Raw genomic sequence first — 16886 nt, forward strand, 5'->3', positions numbered from 1 at the left:
TCGCCTCCAGGCGTTGCCCTCCCCGGAGTTTGCGCCGGGGAGTGTGCGCGCCTATGCGACACGGCTAGGTAGAACCTATGTGACAGAGGGCCGGGAATCAAGAGTCTGCAACCGGATAAATTCTTTCCGGGCCCGGCGACTGCCGTTGAAAGTGTGGAAACTCCGCGGCGCACCGAACGCTAGAAGAGCACTGTAGCGAACGTGCCCACCTGGCGGAAGCCCACACGGTCGTAGGTGGCGCGCGCCTTGGTGTTGAACTCGTTGACGTACAAGCTGGTGACCGGCGCCAGGGTCTGCGCGAGGACGACGACGGCAGCCATATAGCCCGCGCTCAGGCCCAGGCCGCGGAACTCGGGATTCATCCAGACACCCTGAACCTGGGTGACTTCCGGTGTGACGGCGCCCAGTTCAGCCTTGAAGATCACCTCGCCGTCGGCGCTGAGGTGCACGAGCGAATGGCCCTGACGGATGAGGCTCTTGACGCGACGGCTGTAATACTCCCTGCCGCCAAGGTAGGGCGAGTATCCCACTTCTTCCTCGAACATCGCGGCGCAGGCGGGCAGGATCTTGTCGAAGTCGGCCAACTGGCCAAAGCCCAGCGCGGGCTCGGGCCGGACGGCGGGCGGGCCTTGGATGGTCAGCAGGGGCTGGTCGTCGCGGATTTCGTGGGCTGACTGGCCGAGCTGCTCCAGGGCCGTATAGAGGGCCAGGACGGTCTCGGCGGGGCCAAAAATCGAAGCGTAGCGGCGCCCGGAACGGTGCGCGGCCATGGCCATGACACCGGCGAGGTCCGGGTCCAGCTGCACCGGCACCAGGTTGGCGCCGGCCCAGCAGGCGCCGAGAAGCGTGCCGCCGTCGAACACGCCAAAGATACTGGCGCCCCCTGCCGTGGGGGATGCCGTACCCGCGGACTCCAGGTGCGACAGGATAAAGACATTGGCGACGGCGTCCCGATGAGCCAGCGCCAGCAATTGTCCGGTGTCCGCGCCACCGAGGACGCGGACTACGACGCCGGGAGTGGCGCCGTCCCTACGAGACGCTAACCACGGGGCTACCCTTGACAGCATCTTCGCCATCGGCGTCCCCCATCTCTTCAGCGATACGCATGGCTTCTTCGATCAGTGTCTCAACAATCTGGTCCTCGGGGACAGTCTTGATGACCTCGCCCTTCACGAAGATCTGGCCCTTGCCGTTGCCCGAGGCGACACCGAGGTCGGCCTCGCGGGCCTCGCCGGGACCGTTCACGACGCAACCCATGACGGCCACGCGCAGCGGGATCTCCATGCCTTCCAGGCCTGCGGTGACCTGTTCGGCGAGCGTGTAGACGTCCACCTGGGCGCGGCCGCAGGACGGGCAGGAGACGATTTCCAGTTTGCGGGGACGCAGGTTGAGCGACTGCAGGATCTGGTTGCCCACCTTGATTTCCTCGACCGGCGGGGCCGAGAGGGAGACGCGGATGGTGTCGCCGATCCCGCGGGAGAGCAAGGCGCCAAACGCGGTGGCCGACTTGATGGTGCCTTGGAATGCCGGTCCGGCCTCGGTGACGCCGAGGTGCAGCGGCCAGTCGCCCTTTTCAGCCAGCATCTCGTAGGCGGCCACCATGATGACGGGGTCGTTGTGCTTGACGGAGATCTTGAAGTCGTGGAATCCGTGCTCTTCAAAGAGCGAGGCTTCCCAGACGGCGGATTCGACGAGGGCTTCCGGGGTGGCCTTGCCGTACTTCTTCAGGATGCCGGGTTCCAGGGATCCGGCGTTGACGCCGATCCGGATGGAGGTGCCGTGGTCCTTCGCGGCGCGGGCGATTTCCTTGACCTGGTCATCGAACTTGCGGATGTTACCCGGGTTCACGCGCACGGCGGCACAGCCGGCCTCGATTGCGGCGAAGACGTACTTCGGCTGGAAGTGGATGTCCGCGATCACCGGGATCTGGGACTTCTTGGCGATGATCGGCAGCGCCTCGGCGTCGTCGGCAGACGGGCAGGCGACGCGCACGATGTCGCAGCCGGACGCGGTGAGCTCAGCGATCTGCTGCAGGGTGGCGTTGATGTCCGTGGTCGGCGTCGTGGTCATGGACTGGACGCTGATGGGCGAGTCGGAACCGACACCCACAGATCCGACCTTGATCTGGCGCGTCTTCCGGCGGGGGGCAAGGACGGGGGGCGGTGCTGACGGCATTCCCAGGCTGACCGAGGTCACGTGGACTCCCTTTTTGGTATCGAGGTATCGAAGGCGGGGGCGGAACGGGCTAGGCGGCGTGCTCGGCCAGCAGACCGGTCAGCGGCGCCCACACAGTGGTGCGGGTGCCCGAGATGGCACCGGCGGCGGCGAACGGGTCCTGCCGCAGGAGGTCATTCAGGGCCGCTTCGTCGGCCGCCTTGAAGATGAGCAGCGCACCCGCACCATCGCCGTAGGGGCCGCTCGCGAGCAGGTCGCCCTCGCGGGCAAGTTCCGCGGTCCATGCGCGGTGCGCCGGGCGGCTGGCATCGCGGACCTCGGAAGATTCGGCGTCGTACACATACTCCACAGCAAAAACAGTCATATGGATACACTATCGCCCAGTTTGCCCGGTTCCCATCCGGGGCCGTCCTGCACCCGGTCAGCCGAGGAAGAGGACCTTGGTCAGGGCGGCGACGCCGGATGCCCAGAGCAGGGACGTCAGCGTTCCGATGATGAACCTCTCGGCGGCCACCGGGGTGGCTTTCAACTCCGCGAAACGGCCAAGGCCCTTGATGGCCACGACATAGGCAATGGCGACGGGCTGGCCGGCGAGAATGGCCAGGCACACTGCGAACCGTTCCAGTACTCCGATAATGGCGCCGCCCCGCAGGATGCGCGCGTTGCTGATCGTGTCAGCGTCCGCGGCGGCCTGCGCGGCAGCGTCTGCTGCAGTAGCGGCGTCCACTGGGCGCTGGGAGCTCTCGCCGTCGGCGGTTGAGTCTGCGGCCGGATCCACGACCCCAGCGTCGCCGGCACCAGTGCCGGCGACGCCCGCGGAGTCGGCCCGGTCGTCAATGGTCCGCGCGAGCCGGAAGACCAAGGCGGTGACCGGCCAGCCGATGAAGCCGGCCGTGAGCAGGGCCAGGGTGATCCAGAGGGCGTTCACCGGTCTCCTTCCGTGCTGTCGTCGGCAAAGGACAGCAGCGTTGCGGCCGCCGGCCTCGCCGCCCATTCTTCCTGCCAGCCGGAGCGCAAGACGGCGCGGCTCACCGATTGCTCCGTGATTCCGAGTTTCTGCGCAGCGATTTTTTGTGTGCCGTGCGTGCCGGAACTGCCGGACTGTCCGTCCCGCACCGAACGCAGCACATCCACCACCTTCCACTGCGCCACGGTCCGGTCCTGGACCAGGCGTCCGATCAGCCGCAGCACCGCCTCCGCATTGGCGCAGGCACCAGGCCGCCGGCCGCTGCCGGCGACCACGGCGAGCGGCACGTGGGCTGCCGCGGCCTTGGCCCGGTCAACTGCGGCCCGGGCTGCCACGAAGGCAGGGCCGGAGCCTTCCCGCGGACTGGCGGGCAGCGGCTGGTCCACCTCCCCCACCCCGATCCCGACGTACCAGCGACCGCTGCGCAGGGCGTGCAGGGCAATCTCCACTACCTCGTCGGGCTGTTCCACGACGCCCTGGACCTCGTCGCCCACCGAGCGCTCAAAGCGCCCCGCGGTGGAGAGCGCGCCCAATTCCTTCAGGAGGTCGGGGACCCGGTCGACGTCGCCCGTACTGCCGCGCTGGTCGATTGTCATGACGTACATGGCCCCAGCCTAGAGAGGTGATTCTCAATAATCAATCATTTTCAACTGATTACTAATAATCAGCCGAAATAAGCTAATGAAGGAAAATCAGCGGAAGCGGGCTGAGAAGGCGAGGCCGGGCGGCCAGGCCTGGACTGACCGCGCACCATCCGGGGGCACTTCGACACGAAGCGCCGGGCGACCTCGTCCATTTCGCCGCCGGACCGCGGCAAAGTGCCCCCGGACCGCAGGGCTCAGCACGCGGACAAAGCCAGTGAACCTCGCGGGACATTTCCGCAGCCGCGGGGGCCGCCGCGTCACCCGAAGAGGTTGACCGGTTTGACGATGTCCGCGTAAATCAGCAGGGCGCCCATGCCCATCAGCAGGACGGCCACGACGTAGGTCACCGGGAGCATCTTGGCGATATCGAAGGCGCCGGGGTCCGGACGGCCGAACAGCTTGGCGACCTGGCGGCGGCCTCCCTCGTACAGCGCGCCGGCCACATGGCCGCCGTCCAGCGGCAGCAGGGGAATGAGGTTGAAGACGGCCAGGGCGAAGTTGAGTCCGGCCAGCAGACCTACCAGGGCGGCGAAGCGGGACTGCAGCGGAACGTCCTCCATGGCGGCGACCTCGCCGGCCACGCGGCCCACGCCCACCACGCTGATGGGCCCGTTGGGGTCCCGGGGTTCCTCGCTGAAGGCCGCCTTGGCCACGCCGGCCACGCGGTCCGGCAGGTTCACGATCACCCCGGCAACCTGCTTGATGTTCTCCCCCGCCATGGGCAGCACGGCAGACGCCGGCTGCTGGACGAGTGCCGTCTGGGCGCCGATGCCGAGGAAACCGACATCCTGGTACTGGAGCTTCCCGCCGGCGTCCTTGGCCTGCCGGCCGTCGGCGCCGATCACCGGGCGGGAGGAGAGCACAGGCGTGACTGTGGCAGTGACCGTGGCGCCGCCGCGCTGCACGGTGATGCTGACCTGTTTGCCCGCCGAGGCGCGGATCCAGCCGGTGAGTTCATCCCAACTGGTGACGGCCTTGCCGTCGAAGGAGGTAATGGTGTCGTTCGGCTTGAGCCCGGCCGCCGCCGCGGGGGTGAGCTTGCAGGCGGCGGAATTCGGGTCCACGGTCTCGCCCGCCTTGACCTGGCATTTGGAGACGTCGGCGATGGTGGTGGTCTGGCTGGCAACGCCGAATCCCATCAGCAGCACCCCGGTCAGCACGACGCCGATCAGCAGGTTCATTGCAGGGCCGCCGAGCATGATGATGATCTTTTTCCAGACCGGCAGACGGTAGAAGACCCTCTTCTCGTCGCCCGGGCCGATTTCCTCATGGGCCAGGGAGCGGGCATCGGAGGCCAGGGACTGGAACATGCCGGTGCTCGACGTGCGGACCGTGCCGTCTTCCTTGTTAGGCGGGTACATCCCGATCATGGACACGTAGCCGCCCAGCGGGATGGCCTTGAGGCCGTACTCGGTTTCGCCGCGCTTCCTGGACCAGACGGTGGGTCCGAAACCGATCATGTACTTGGTCACGCGGACCTTGAACAGCTTGGCCGGCAGCAGGTGCCCGACTTCGTGCAGGGCGATGGACACGGCGATGCCGATCGCCACGAAGACGACACCGAGGATGAAGAGGAGGACGGGGCTCATGTGCGTGATCTGCTGCTTCCTAGACGCTTCTGACGGCTAAACGTTCGTGGGTGCGGGCGCGTGCCCATCTTTCAGCATCCAGTACCGACTCCACCGTCAGCCCGGAGGATCCTGTGTGTTCGCTGAGGACGGCTTCGATGGTATCGACGATGTCGGTGAACCGGATCTGCCCGGCATGGAAGGCCATCACGGCTTCCTCGTTGGAGGCATTGAACACGGCCGGAAAGGTGCTGCCCTGCCGTGCGGCGTCTTTGGCGAGGCCGACTGCGGGGAACGCCACGGCGTCCAGCGGCTCGAAGGTCCAGCTGGTGGCCTGGGTCCAGTCGCAGGCCCGGGCAGAGCCGGGGACGCGGTCCGGCCAGCCGAGACCGAGGGCAATGGGCAGGCGCATGTCCGGCGGCGAGGCCTGGGCGATCGTGGAGCCATCGACGAACTGGACCATGGAGTGCACCACCGACTGCGGGTGGACCACGACGTCGATTCGCTCCAGCGGGATGTCGAAGAGCAGGTGCGCCTCGATCACTTCCAGGCCCTTGTTGACGAGGCTTGCCGAGTTGGTGGTGACCATGAGGCCCATGTCCCACGTGGGGTGGGCCAGGGCGTCCTGCGGCGAGACATCGTGGAGCTCGTCCCGGGTCCTGCCGCGGAACGGCCCGCCCGAGGCCGTGAGGATGAGCCGGTCCACTTCCGCTGCGGAGCCGGAGCGCAGGCACTGGGCAATCGCCGAATGCTCCGAATCCACCGGGACGATCTGGCCCTCGCGGGCAGCGGCCTTGACCAGCGAGCCGCCGACAATCAGGGACTCCTTGTTGGCCAGGGCCAGCGTGGCACCGGATCTGAGGGCGGCCAGGGTGGGGGCGAGCCCGATGGAGCCGGTGATGCCGTTCAGGATGACGTCAGCGGTGATTTCCGCGATCCGGGTGGAGGCGTCGGGTCCGGTGATGAGTTCGGGGCTGTACCCGAGGAGCCCTGCCGCGCGGGCGGCGTCGTGGATCATGTCCCGGAGCGCGGAGGCGTCCCCGGAGGCAACGCCGATGGCCTGGGCGCGGGTGTGGACGGCCTGCCGGGCCAGGAGTTCGAGGTTGCCGCCGCCGGCGCTGAGGGCGACGACCTCGAAAAGGTGCGGGGCGCCGTCGACGACGTCAATCGCCTGTGTGCCGATGGAACCGGTGGACCCGAGGATGACGATCTTGCGCGGCTGCATGATTCAAGTATCCCGTACCGCGCTCGTGCTCAAGTTGCGCCGCGGCCAGTATCGGGTTGGCATGTCACGGCAGTCCCGGCGCGCAACACTGCCGCGAAGTGCGCAGTCGGCGCCCGCATGGTTCTGCCTGCGACAGGACGTTGACGCCGGGAACCGCAGGCGTAACGTGGGGATCGTGGAGTGGACGGCCTGGCTGGACGCGCCGGAGTACGAGTTCGCCCGGCAGGTATTGCAGCGCGGCGTCGCCACCCTGTACTTCGTGGCGTTCCTTTCCTCACTCAACCAGTTCCCGGCCCTCCTCGGCGAGCGCGGGCTGTTGCCGGTCCCGGATTTCCTGGCCGGTTCCAACCGGCTGCGCAGGCCTACCCTGTTTAGCTGGCGTTACTCGGACCGGTTGCTGCGCGCGGTGTGCTGGGGCGGGATGGCGATTGCCGCCTCCCTTGTCTTCGGGTTGCCGCAGCTTGGGCCGCCCTGGGTTCCCCTGCTGGCGTTCCTGGCGCTGTGGCTGTTGTACATGTCGATAGTCAACGTGGGGCAAACGTTCTATGGCTTCGGCTGGGAGATGCTGCTGCTCGAGGCCGGCTTTACCGTGGCGTTCCTCGGCTCCGACCAGACTCCCCCGCCCAGGACCATCCTGATCCTGCTGGCCTGGCTGGTGTTCCGTCTTGAGTTCGGTGCCGGCATGATCAAGATCCGGGGCGGGCGGGAGTGGCGGGATCTGACTGCCCTGTACTACCACCACGAGACCCAGCCGATGCCCGGCCCGCTCAGCCGGCAGGCGCACCTGCTGCCCAAGGCGTGGCACCGGATGGAAGTCCTGGGCAACCATTTCGCCCAGCTGGTGGTGCCGTTCTTCCTCTTTGCCCCGCAGCCGCTGGCCAGCGTGGCCGCGGGCATCATTGTCTTCACCCAGCTCTGGCTGGTGGCGAGCGGGAACTTCGCCTGGCTCAACTGGATGGCGATCCTGCTCGCCTTCGCCGCGGTCAGTGATCCGGTGGCGCATGCCGTGATCCCGGCGATTCCGCTCGACTGGCACTCGGAGGCCTGGGGAGCCGGCGCTCCCGCCGGCGTCGGCAGCCAGGCGCCGGTCGCGTGGCTGGTGGTGGTGCTCTTTGGCACCGTCCTGCTGCTCGTGCTCAGCTACCGCCCGATCGAGAACCTGCTCTCCCATTACCAGCTGATGAACGCCGCCTTCAACCGCTGGCAGCTCGTGAACGCCTACGGCGCCTTCGGAACGGTCACGAAGCAGCGGATTGAAATCGCGGTGGAAGGAACCCTCGCCGCGGAGCCCGACGACACGGCGGAGTGGCGGGAGTACGGCTTCCGCGGCAAGCCCGGGGATGTCCGACGGGTCCCGCGCCAGTGGGCGCCCTATCACCTTCGCCTCGACTGGCTGATGTGGTTCCTGCCGTTGCGCACCGTGCACGAGCGGTGGTTCTACGCGTTCCTGGCCAAGCTGCTGGAGGCCGACCGCCCCACCCTGCGCCTGCTGCGGATGGATCCGTTCGACGGCGAACGCCCCCACTGGGTGCGGGTCCGCAGCTACCTGTACCGCTTCTCCACCCGGGCGGAGTTCCGGGAGACGGGCCAGCGCTGGATCCGGATCCCGTTGCACGAATCGATTCCGCCGCTGTCCCTGCCGCCGGACGACTGACGCCGGCGGGCTCAGCGGCGCTACGTTGCCCGGAGACTGTAGCGGTGTTCCGGTCGTCCGGTGGTGCCATAGCGCAGGTTGACGTCGACGGAGCCGTCCTCCACCAGGGCGGAGAGATAACGTTGCGCTGTTGCCCGGGAGATGCCGACGCTTGCGGAAACATCCACCGCGGTCAGGGCTCCCGGGGTGTTCCCCAGGGCACCGAGGACGGCGGTCTCCGTCACGGTGCGGGCCTTGGCAGTTTGCGCATCCGAGGCGTGCAGCTGGCGCAAGGCACGTTCCAGGACCTCCTGGTCCAATGCGGATTCCGAAGCGAGCAGGCGACGGTAACGGGCATAGCCGCGGAGCTTTTCGGCGAGCTGCTTCTCCGAAAAGGGCTTGATGAGATATCCCAAGGCTCCCCTCCGCATGGCTTTGCGGACGGAGGAAGGATCCGACGCGGCGCTGAGAACGAAGGCGTCAATATCCAGCCCCCGCAGGATATCCAGCCCGTTGCCGTCCGGGAGGTAGATGTCCACCAGGACAAGATCCGGGCGGAATGCGTGGATGGCCTCCAGGGCGGCTCCCCCTGTCCCCACCGGTTCCAGTGCCAGATAGCCGGGCGCGGCATTGACGTAGGTGGCATGGAGCCGGGCCACGTGGAAGTCGTCGTCGACAATCTGGACCCTCAGGTCATCCTTCAATTCGTGTCCTTTCGTCGTTAACTGCCAGGACCCGAGGCAATCGGGCACAAAACACGGCACCCGGCCCGCCGGGCTCGCCGAGGGAAATCACCCAGACATCGCCGCCACGGCTGCGCGCGATCTGGCGGGACAAGGTCAGCCCGAGCCCTTCGCCCTGCCCGGCGTTTCCTGCTTCCAGCCAGTCGGCCGGGCCCTGGTCGGGGTTCCGCTCCGGGTCCTGGCCCAGCATCCGTCCGGCGGTCGAGTAGCCCTCCTTGAACGGCGCCTCAGGGTCCACCCCCTGCAGCCCGTCCCCGGAATCAGCCACCGTGAGATGAAGCGTGGTGTCCTCGCTGAGAAGCTCGACTTCCACCCAACGGTCCAGGCACGCCCCCCGCACGGCGGCCGCCACCGCGTTATCCACCAGGTTCCCCAGGACCGTCGTGACGTTCTGCGGATCGGATACCGTCCCCGTGATCAAGGTGGCGTCGCCCAGGCGGAGGGGCACGCCCAGCTCCGCCGCCCGCAGCGCCTTCGCGCCAATGAACGCCTGGAGGTAGGTGTCCTCAAGCTTGCCCGCAAAGTCCACCGGGTACTTCAAGGGGCCCGATTTCAGCGTTGCCTGCAGGTAGCTGGCCGCCTCGTCCGCGCGGCCGACGTTCAGCAACCCCGAAACGGCATGTAACCGGTTGGCGAATTCGTGGCGTTGGGCCCTCAACGCGGTGGAGAGCGCCCCCACGGCATCCAGTTGGCGGCTGAGTGCCTCGACGTCCGTCCGGTCCCGGACCATCAGGACCCAGCCGAGTTTCCGCCGGCCCCGCACCACCTTGCGAGCCGTCATGATCAGCACGGAGCCGTTCACCATCATCTGAACGCTCTTGTTTCCGTCGGCGTTGGCGGGTTCGAGCAGAGCCAGCACCCTGGACGGGAGTCCGAGTTCCGCCAACGTGCGGCCGGATGTTCCCGCCAGGCCCAGAAGGCGGCGGGCCTTCCCGTTGCAGATGGTGACACGACCGTCTTCAGCGATGCCCAGCACACCTTCGTCGACACCGTAGAGCACCACTGCCTGGTCCTGCACAAGCTCGCCGATCTCAGCAGGTTCCAGGCCCAGTGTGTCGGTCCGCAGCCGCCGGCTCAGGAGGGCCGTTCCGGCAGTGCCGAGTGTCAGGGCCACAGCGGCAACTCCGAGGATGGGGAGGATGGCGGCCTGCAAGCCCGCGAGCACGTCTCGGGTGGAAAAACCGACGCTGACCTCGCCGACAATGGACCGGCCGTCGGCGGACCAGACCGGGACTTTCGAGCGAACGGAAGGCCCGAGGGTTCCGGTCTCCTGGACGGTGATCTCCTGTCCAGAGAGGGCGGCATCCGGGCTGGTGCTCACCGGCCGGCCGAGCTCGGCCGGGTTGGGATGTGACCAGCGCAGGCCGGACCTGTCCGTGACCACGACGAACAAGGCGTCAGTCCGGTCCCGGAGGACTTCGGCCAGTTGCTGGACGGGCCCTGTGCGCAGCGTGGAGTTCCCCGGGATGAGGTCAGCCGTGGCGACAGCGCCAAGTTCCTTGCGGATGGGTTCCTCCACCGCGAGGCTCTGCGCCACCGCCAGGGATTTCGATCCGATCTCATCGCTGAGCCGCTGATAGGTCAGCCAGCCATAGACGCCCGCGGTCAGGATAATCACCAAAGCCACAACGGCGAGCTGAAGGACCAGCATCCTGGTCGAAAACGCCAACCCTGACCGGTGCACCGCCCGGCGGTCCCCCACCTCCGGGACAACACTGTCCACTGCTTCCACCGGCTCCTCATTCACGTTCCGCACCGGACCCCGGTGACCCGGGACAACGTTAGGGCCATTGCCCCCCGGGCACCACTGGCGCGTGAGCACAAAGCGCACAAGGTGCATAAAGGGTTGTTTAGCGGCAATGGAGCTAAAGGGCGACGACGTCGATTTCACGCCGTAGCGTCGTGTGACGTGGCGCACAGGCAACCGAATTCCGGGCCTGCGCCGCAGCAACGCAAAGTGACGAAGGAGACACCATGCCAGCCAATAAGGCGCCGCTGATTGAGTTGAGGGCGGCGACGAAGAGATTCCCGAAGAACGGCGGGGGCATCCATACGGCCATCCGCGATGTGAACCTGGCTGTTGCCCCCGGGGAGTTCGTCGCCGTCGTCGGCCCCACCGGCTGTGGCAAATCCACCACCTTGTCCTTGGTCTCCGGCCTGCAGCCCGCCTCGGAAGGCGAAACGTATGTTCGGGGTGAATTGGTGACCGGCATCCCGGCCCGGGTCGGGTATATGTTCCAGGCCGACGCAACCCTTCCGTGGCAGACAGTGTTGGACAACGTGGCCTCGGGCCCCCGCTATCGGGGAGCGTCGAAGGCCGACGCCCGCATCCAGGCCCGGGAATGGGTGGAGCGGGTTGGACTGGGAAGGTTTGAAAAGTACTACCCGCACCAGCTCTCCGGCGGCATGCGGAAGCGGGTCGCGCTGGCCCAGACGCTGGTCAACGAACCCGAGATCATGCTGATGGACGAACCGTTCAGCGCCCTGGACGTCCAGACCCGCCAGCTCATGCAACAGGAACTCCTGCGGCTTTGGGGCGGCAGCGACGCCGCCGTTGTTTTCGTCACCCACGACCTCGAAGAGGCCATTGCCCTTGCTGACCGGGTGGTGGTCATGACGGCTAGCCCCGCCACCATCAAAGCGGAATTCAGGGTGGACCTTCCCCGTCCCCGCGATGTGGAGGAGGTCCGGCTCACGCCCGAGTTCCTGGCCATCTACCGCCAGGTCTGGGACAGCCTGCGCGACGAAGTGGAACAGGCCAGGGCCACCGCCGGGCAACCCGATGCAAAGTAAACGCAACCAGTTAGGACAACGACGATGACGTCACCCACCATCAGCGCCCCGCCCGCCGCACGGGGGCAGGAGCTCAGCGCCGAGAACGAAGCCGGCTTGCTCGCCGGTGCCCGCAGGTCCAGACGAAATGCCGGTTACAAGGTGTGGGCCTTGCGCGCAGTGATCGTCGCAGTGTGGCTTGGCAGCTGGGAACTGACTGCCACCTATCTGATCGACCCGTTCTTCTACTCCAAGCCGTCACTGATCTGGGACCGGCTGATCCAATGGTTTGCCTCCGGCACCCAGTTCGGCTCGGTGTGGGAGAACATCGGCTATACCGTGCTGGAGGCCACGGCCGGCTTCGCCATTGGCACGGTCGCCGGAATCGTGCTCGGCGTCCTCTTGGGCCGAAGCCACTACATGGCGGAAGTCTTTTCACCGTTCATCAAGGCCGCCAACGCCGTCCCGCGCATCGTCCTCGCCGCGCTGTTCATCATCTGGTTCGGTTTCGGCATCAGCTCCAAAATTGCCACGGTGGTGGTCCTGGTGTTCTTCGCGGTGTTCTTCAACGCCTTTACCGGCGCCCGGGAAGTGGACGGCAACGTGGTCAACAACGCGCGGATCCTCGGAGCAGGCAAACGCAAGATCCTGACGTCGATCGTGCTTCCCAGTGCCACCACCTGGATTCTTTCCTCACTCCACACGGCATTCGGGTTCGCGCTCATCGGCGCGATCGTGGGCGAGTACGCCGGGGCGAAGCACGGCATGGGCATGCTGATCGCCAACGCCCAGGGCACGTTCGACTCGGCGGGTATTTACGCCGGCATGATCATCGTCACCGTGGTGGCGCTGCTGGCGGAATCCGTCATTACCACTGCAGAAAACAAGCTCCTCAAATGGCGGCCGTCTCAGGCCCAGACTCAGATCAAGGGAATCTAAACCATGAAAACGAAACTACAGCGACGTAGTGTCCAGGCATCAGCCGTCCTTCTCACCATCGCGGTCGCCGCGGGAGTCAGCGGCTGCCAGGATTCGCGGGCGGCCTCGGTGGACAGCGCCAGCACACCGGAAGTCAACATCATTGTGGGCGGCCTGGAAAAGGTCATCTACATGCCTGCCAAGCTTGCCGAGGGACTGGGCCTGTTCGAAAAGGAAGGGGTCAAAGTCAACCTCCTCGGCGAGCAATCCGGCGCCACTGCGGAGAACTCGCTGCTGACCGGCAATGCACAAGGCGTTGAGGGGTTCTATGACCACACCATCGATTTGCAGGCCAAGGGACAGTGCATCACCTCCGTGGTGCAGCTGGCGAACATCCCCGGCGAGGCCGAGGTTGTCTCCACCAGCAAGGCCGGCACCATCACGACGGCGGCTGACTTTGAGGGCCGAAACCTGGGCATCACGTCGCTGGGGTCCTCCACCGACTTCCTGACCCAGGCCCTCGCCGGCCAGGCCGGTGTGAAGAGCTATACCCCGGCCAAAGTCGGTGCCGGCCAGACCTTCATCGCGGCCATGGACAACAATGGCATCGATGCGGGCATGACCACCGATCCCACCATCGCCCAGCTCGTTGAAACCGGCAAGGGCAAAGTGATGATCGACATGCGCACGGAGGAGGGAACCCGCAAGGCGCTCGGCGGCCTCTATCCCGCCGCGTCGGTGTACATGAGCTGCGACTTCGTGCAGAAGAACCCGCAAACGGTCCAGAAGGTGGTCAACGCCTTCGTGGGCGCCCTCCGGTTCATCAATAGCCACAGCGCCGCGGAGATCGCCGCCAAGATGCCCAAGGAATACGCCAACGCCGGACAGGCGCTCTATGAGAAATCCATCAACGACACCAAAACGATGTTCAACAAGGACGGAAAGATGGACGCCGACGGCGCCAAGAACGTGCTCAGCATCTTGGACAAATACTCCACCAACGTCAAGGGCAAAGGCTCATCCATCGACCTGAGCAAGACCTACACCACGGCGTTTGCCGACAAGGTCCCGGCAGAGAAGTAGCGGCTCCTAAGTAGCACCTCGGAAGTAGCGGCCGCGAACCAGAGGCAGCCGGACCGGGGAAACTGGGGAAGGATACCCAGGCACACATGAGGTGGCGGGTGCGTCCCGGGACGAATCCCGGAACGCACCCGCCACGTCGTTGCGGGAGTTCCTAGACCGTGCGCCCGGCCCGGCGGAGGGTGGACTCGGCGTGCTTGAGGATGGGGCCATCGATCATTTTGCCCTTGAACTGGAAGACTCCCGTGCCTGCGGCGGCGGCAGCGTCGAGCAGCTCGGCGGCAGCCGCGACCTCGGCCTCGGTTGGGGCGTAGGCTTCACGGACGACGGCCACCTGGTCAGGGTGGATGCAGGCCTTGGAGGAGAATCCCGAGGCCACGGCGTCGCGGGCCTCGAGCGCGAGCCCGGCGAGGTCCGGGATGTTGACGTAGACGGCGTCGATCGCGTCCTTGCCGAAAGCGCCGGCGGCCAGGAGCACGGTGGAACGGGCGTGCAGCGCGACGGCCCGGTAATCACCGTTCTCCGTCCTGCTGGAGGTCCCGCCGAGCGACGCCAGAAGGTCTTCCGCACCCCACATGAGCGCCACCACGTTGGGTTCGGCGGCGATGGCGGCGGCGTTGAGGACGCCGACGGCCGTCTCGCAGAGGGCGATGACGCTGTACCCCTCCAGTTCCTTCAGCTGTGCGGCGTTCTCGGCCTTGGCCAGCATGATGTGCCGGTAGGGCGTGTGCTTGAGGCAGTGCATGTCTTTTTCGAACTCGTCCGTGCCGGCCGGGTTGACCCGGATGATCGTGCGGCTCGGATCCAGTTCCGGAACGTCGCCGGCGGCGCCGAGCTGGGCGAGGATGGCGCCGCGGGCCCGCTGTTTGTCGGCGGGGGCGACGGCGTCCTCGAGGTCCACGATCACGGTGTCGGCGCGCTCGGCGGCTTTTTGGTACCGCTCGGGGCGGTCGGCGGGGCAGAACAGCAGGGCGGGACCCATCAGGAAACTCATGTCTCTATTGTCCCCTTTCGCGCCGCTTCCAGCTCGGCAGCGGCGTGAGCCTCGCGTGTCCACATCAGGCAGCTGCGGGCGGCGAGGGCCACCACGTCGCCGTGCTGGTTGCGCCCGGTGTGCTGCATGGTCACGATGCCCTGGCCGGGGCGGGACGCGGACAGCCTTTTCGCGGTGACCACCGTCTCCGTGTACAGGGTGTCCCCGTGGTAGAGCGGGCGGGGAAAGGACACGTCCGTCAGGCCGAGCTGGGCGATGATGGTGCCCTGGGTCAGCTGGGGCACGGACTGGCCCACGACGGTGGCCAGGGTGAACATCGAATTCATGAGCCGCTGGCCGAACGGCTGCCCGGCGCTCCAGGCCGCGTCGAGGTGCAGCGCCTGGGTGTTCATCGTCATGGTGGTGAAGAGGACGTTATCCGTCTCGGTGACGGTCCGGCCGGGCCGGTGTGCGTAGACCACGCCCTCTTCCAGCTCGTCGAAATAGAGGCCGCGCTGTTCAATCACCCGGGGGTTGCCGGTGCCTGTGCTTGTGCCAGTGCCTGGCGATGTCGTGCCGGTGTCACTCATACGGTCAGTTCCTGGTCTTCCTCGAAGAGTTCGGCTCCGGTGGCCGCCACGACGTCCTCCACGGACACGTTCGGTGCCAGTTCGCGAAGCACCAGCCGGGACTGCCCGCCGTCGGTCACGACGTCGATCACGGCGAGGTCGGTGATGATCCGGTCCACGCAGCCTTTGCCGGTCAGCGGCAGCGTGCAGGCCTCCACAATTTTCGGCTTGCCGTTGCGGTCCACGTGATCCATCATCACGATCACCTTTTTGGCACCGAAGACGAGGTCCATGGCGCCGCCCATGCCTTTGACCATTTTCCCGGGGATCATCCAGTTGGCGAGGTCGCCGTTCGCGGCGACTTCCATGGCGCCGAGCACGGCGACGTCGACGTGGCCACCCCGGATCATGCCGAAGGAAGCGGCGGAATCGAAGAACGCGGCGCCCTTGTTGACCGTGACGGTTTCCTTGCCGGCGTTGATCAGGTCCGGATCCACCTGCTCGTCCGCCGGGTACGGCCCGACACCGAGGATGCCGTTCTCGGAGTGCAGCACCACCTCGACCCCGGCCGGGATGTAGTTCGGGATCAGGGTCGGCATCCCGATGCCGAGGTTGACGTACTGCCCGTTGTGCAGTTCCTGCGCCACCCGGGCGGCCAGTTCATTGCGGGTCCAGCCCTTGCTCTCAACACCGGCGGGATGTTCGACGGCCGCGGGCCGGTATTCGTGGCGGACGGCTTCGGGACGGGGCGGGGCGCCCTGGGCGTTGTTCGTTTCCACGACTATGCTCCTGCCTGTTCTGGTAACTGTCTTGTTGCGCCGGAGGCGCCGGAGGCCACTGCCACCGTCCGCTTTTCAATGCGCTTTTCGCCGTGCGGGGCCAGCACCACGCGCTGGACGAAGATTCCCGGGACGTGGACGTGCTCCGGGTCCAGCTCCCCTGGTTCCACGAGTTCCTCGACCTCGGCGATCGTTATCCTCCCGGCCATCGCGCACAGCGGGTTGAAGTTCATGGCGGTCGCGTGGAAGACGAGGTTGCCGTGCCGATCACCCTTCCAGGCGTGCACGAGTCCGAAGTCGGGGGTCAGTGATTCCTCCAGCACGTAGTCCGTGCCGTGGAAGCTGCGGACTTCCTTCGGAGCTGAGGCGATCGCGACGTTGCCCCCGGCGTCGTACTTCTGCGGCAGCCCGCCGTCGGACACCTGCGTTCCGACGCCGGCCGGTGTGTAGAAGGCGGGAATGCCGGCGCCGCCGGCGCGCAGTTTTTCGGCCAGGGTTCCCTGCGGGGTGAGGACCACCTCCAGTTCGCCGGCGAGGTATTGCCGGGCGAACTCCTTGTTCTCCCCCACGTAGGAACTGATCGTGCGCCGGATCCGGCCGTCTTTGAGCAGGATCCCAAGGCCCCAGTCGTCCACCCCGCAGTTGTTGCTGACGGTCTCCAGGTTCGTGGCGCCGCCCCGGTGCAGGGCCTCGATCAGGGCGACCGGAATGCCGCACAGCCCGAAACCGCCGACGGCGAGCGAGGCGCCGTCGTGGATGTCCGCGACGGCCTCGGCAGCGCTGGCAACAACTTTGTTGATCATCAGTGATCCTTCCCTCGACGGTTGCGGCCAGCGGGCG

The 16886-nt window shown here is 66.6% G+C and carries 17 protein-coding genes; 4 read left to right on the top strand and 13 right to left on the bottom strand.

Going from position 1 to position 16886, the window contains the following annotated elements; all coding sequences use genetic code 11:
• Nucleotides 1-179: 179 nt before the first annotated feature.
• The 7 genes from ACVWYS_RS12555 to dxr all read right to left on the bottom strand — a co-directional run bounded on the left by ACVWYS_RS12555 (nucleotide 180) and on the right by dxr (nucleotide 6579).
• Nucleotides 180-1067 carry a GNAT family N-acetyltransferase gene (locus ACVWYS_RS12555; protein WP_456509064.1) on the bottom strand — a complete coding sequence of 296 codons (888 nt, stop codon included), beginning with the start codon at nucleotides 1065-1067 and terminating at the stop codon, nucleotides 180-182.
• Entirely contained in the window at nucleotides 1030-2196 is a 1167-nt protein-coding gene (ispG, locus tag ACVWYS_RS12560; RefSeq protein WP_091249715.1) for a flavodoxin-dependent (E)-4-hydroxy-3-methylbut-2-enyl-diphosphate synthase, read from the bottom strand. Before ispG ends, ACVWYS_RS12555 begins: the two co-directional genes overlap by 38 nt.
• A gap of 49 nt (nucleotides 2197-2245) precedes the next feature.
• On the bottom strand, nucleotides 2246-2539 hold the full coding sequence (locus tag ACVWYS_RS12565) for a YciI family protein (RefSeq protein WP_091249712.1): 294 nt from the start codon (nucleotides 2537-2539) through the stop codon (nucleotides 2246-2248).
• Nucleotides 2540-2596: 57 nt separating this feature from the next.
• Entirely contained in the window at nucleotides 2597-3103 is a 507-nt protein-coding gene (locus tag ACVWYS_RS12570) for a hypothetical protein (protein ID WP_456507113.1), read from the bottom strand.
• Nucleotides 3100-3747 (bottom strand): MarR family transcriptional regulator, encoded by a 648-nt coding sequence (locus ACVWYS_RS12575; RefSeq protein WP_456507114.1) that lies wholly within the window; start codon nucleotides 3745-3747, stop codon nucleotides 3100-3102. The genes ACVWYS_RS12570 and ACVWYS_RS12575 overlap by 4 nt, the downstream gene beginning before the upstream one ends.
• Before the next feature lie 296 nt (nucleotides 3748-4043).
• The gene (locus ACVWYS_RS12580) at nucleotides 4044-5375 is read right to left on the bottom strand and encodes a M50 family metallopeptidase (protein WP_091249703.1); all 1332 of its coding nucleotides are present in this window, start codon (nucleotides 5373-5375) and stop codon (nucleotides 4044-4046) included.
• 19 nt (nucleotides 5376-5394) lie between these two features.
• A complete protein-coding gene (gene dxr / locus ACVWYS_RS12585; protein WP_456509842.1) occupies nucleotides 5395-6579 on the bottom strand; it encodes a 1-deoxy-D-xylulose-5-phosphate reductoisomerase in 1185 nt (394 codons plus the stop codon).
• A gap of 175 nt (nucleotides 6580-6754) precedes the next feature.
• Between dxr and ACVWYS_RS12590 the strand changes: the two genes are divergently transcribed.
• A complete protein-coding gene (locus ACVWYS_RS12590) occupies nucleotides 6755-8233 on the top strand; it encodes a lipase maturation factor family protein (RefSeq protein WP_456509843.1) in 1479 nt (492 codons plus the stop codon).
• A 20-nt stretch (nucleotides 8234-8253) separates the two neighbouring features.
• Here ACVWYS_RS12590 and ACVWYS_RS12595 read toward each other — a convergent pair whose 3' ends face one another.
• Nucleotides 8254-8916, bottom strand: a complete 663-nt coding sequence (locus ACVWYS_RS12595; RefSeq protein ID WP_456509844.1) for a response regulator — start codon at nucleotides 8914-8916, stop codon at nucleotides 8254-8256.
• A complete protein-coding gene (locus ACVWYS_RS12600) occupies nucleotides 8906-10687 on the bottom strand; it encodes a sensor histidine kinase (protein WP_456509845.1) in 1782 nt (593 codons plus the stop codon). The genes ACVWYS_RS12595 and ACVWYS_RS12600 overlap by 11 nt, the downstream gene beginning before the upstream one ends.
• A gap of 242 nt (nucleotides 10688-10929) precedes the next feature.
• On the opposite strand from ACVWYS_RS12600, the gene ACVWYS_RS12605 reads away from it, so the two are divergent.
• The 3 genes from ACVWYS_RS12605 to ACVWYS_RS12615 are packed head-to-tail and all read left to right on the top strand — an operon-like array spanning nucleotide 10930 to nucleotide 13728.
• A complete protein-coding gene (locus tag ACVWYS_RS12605; RefSeq protein WP_456507118.1) occupies nucleotides 10930-11748 on the top strand; it encodes an ABC transporter ATP-binding protein in 819 nt (272 codons plus the stop codon).
• 24 nt (nucleotides 11749-11772) lie between these two features.
• Nucleotides 11773-12666, top strand: coding sequence for an ABC transporter permease (locus ACVWYS_RS12610; RefSeq protein WP_344363854.1), 894 nt, complete (start codon nucleotides 11773-11775; stop codon nucleotides 12664-12666).
• A 3-nt stretch (nucleotides 12667-12669) separates the two neighbouring features.
• Nucleotides 12670-13728, top strand: a complete 1059-nt coding sequence (locus ACVWYS_RS12615; protein ID WP_456507119.1) for an ABC transporter substrate-binding protein — start codon at nucleotides 12670-12672, stop codon at nucleotides 13726-13728.
• A 151-nt stretch (nucleotides 13729-13879) separates the two neighbouring features.
• On the opposite strand, the gene ACVWYS_RS12620 is transcribed toward ACVWYS_RS12615, so the two are convergent.
• The 4 genes from ACVWYS_RS12620 to ACVWYS_RS12635 are packed head-to-tail and all read right to left on the bottom strand — an operon-like array spanning nucleotide 13880 to nucleotide 16849.
• A complete protein-coding gene (locus tag ACVWYS_RS12620; protein ID WP_456509846.1) occupies nucleotides 13880-14719 on the bottom strand; it encodes an HpcH/HpaI aldolase/citrate lyase family protein in 840 nt (279 codons plus the stop codon).
• The gene (locus ACVWYS_RS12625) at nucleotides 14716-15288 is read right to left on the bottom strand and encodes a MaoC family dehydratase (protein ID WP_456507121.1); all 573 of its coding nucleotides are present in this window, start codon (nucleotides 15286-15288) and stop codon (nucleotides 14716-14718) included. The genes ACVWYS_RS12620 and ACVWYS_RS12625 overlap by 4 nt, the downstream gene beginning before the upstream one ends.
• The gene (locus tag ACVWYS_RS12630) at nucleotides 15285-16046 is read right to left on the bottom strand and encodes a CoA transferase subunit B (protein ID WP_116768223.1); all 762 of its coding nucleotides are present in this window, start codon (nucleotides 16044-16046) and stop codon (nucleotides 15285-15287) included. Before ACVWYS_RS12630 ends, ACVWYS_RS12625 begins: the two co-directional genes overlap by 4 nt.
• Nucleotides 16047-16048: 2 nt before the next feature.
• A complete protein-coding gene (locus tag ACVWYS_RS12635; RefSeq protein WP_456507122.1) occupies nucleotides 16049-16849 on the bottom strand; it encodes a CoA transferase subunit A in 801 nt (266 codons plus the stop codon).
• Nucleotides 16850-16886 lie beyond the last annotated feature (37 nt).

The sequence above is a fragment of the Arthrobacter sp. TE12231 genome (assembly GCF_054062895.1).